Below are 713 nucleotides of genomic sequence, written 5' to 3'. Positions count from 1 at the left end.
TCTCGTCGCCGATCAGGATGACAGGCCCGTCATAGCCTTCCTCACGCAGGCTAGCGGCCGCCTGCACGCCCGCATGACCCGCACCGACAATGACCACCCCGTTCTTCATCGCAGCCCTTTTTGCCTTCAAATCTAGGATCTTCCGCCAAGTGGCGATTGTCTGCCGCCGCCGCAAGAGCCGTGGTCCGGGTCGCACCCAGGATGGCCGCCTGTCAATCCGGATATCCGCCGCATGCGCCGCCTTAAAGTTGATAATTCCAGTTTAGAATAATTCTAAACTGTTGTTTCAATTGAATTTTCTCTGTACCGCCAGTTGACTTCCAGCCGCTCCGCCGCTTTATGGAGGGCTGCGCCGCTGGCGCATTCCTTTGATGTCTGGGCCTTGAACCCTTTCGATTGGAGGCATTTCGGTGTCTTTTGCTGATTGGCCGCGCCATTGCGCGGCAACTTTGCCTTTCCGGTCATTCGTGCTTGCGCTGGCGCCGCGCGCCGGCGGCCGCATGCCTATGTCATTGAATTTCTGAGGAGATGGGATTGATGAAAGCGATAATCACGCCGCGAACTATTGCGCTACGTTGGGGCACCAGGCTTGCCGCGATCGGCGCCACCGCGGCGCTGACGGCGGCCGTGTTCGTGCTGCCGGCGAAGGCCGAAACCGATGCGAAGGCGGTGATCAAGACCTATGCCGACATCGCGCTCGCCAAATACGAGGA

General features: G+C 59.2%; 1 protein-coding gene. It reads right to left on the bottom strand.

Features of this window, described 5'->3' with window-relative positions; translation table 11 throughout:
- Positions 1-273: 273 nt before the first annotated feature.
- A complete protein-coding gene (locus tag EOA60_RS38540; RefSeq protein ID WP_127214990.1) occupies positions 274-465 on the bottom strand; it encodes a hypothetical protein in 192 nt (63 codons plus the stop codon).
- Positions 466-713 lie beyond the last annotated feature (248 nt).

It is taken from the genome of Mesorhizobium sp. M1A.F.Ca.IN.020.06.1.1 (genome assembly GCF_004023265.1).
Classification (GTDB): domain Bacteria; phylum Pseudomonadota; class Alphaproteobacteria; order Rhizobiales; family Rhizobiaceae; genus Mesorhizobium.
Note: the sequence above shows the minus strand (reverse complement) of the source record. Positions and strands in the feature narration are given on the sequence as shown.

Coding starts and splice junctions, on each gene's coding strand:
- EOA60_RS38540 (WP_127214990.1), bottom strand. CDS start 465: ATGACCGGAAAGGCAAAGTTGCCGCGCAATGGCGCGGCCAATCAGCAA.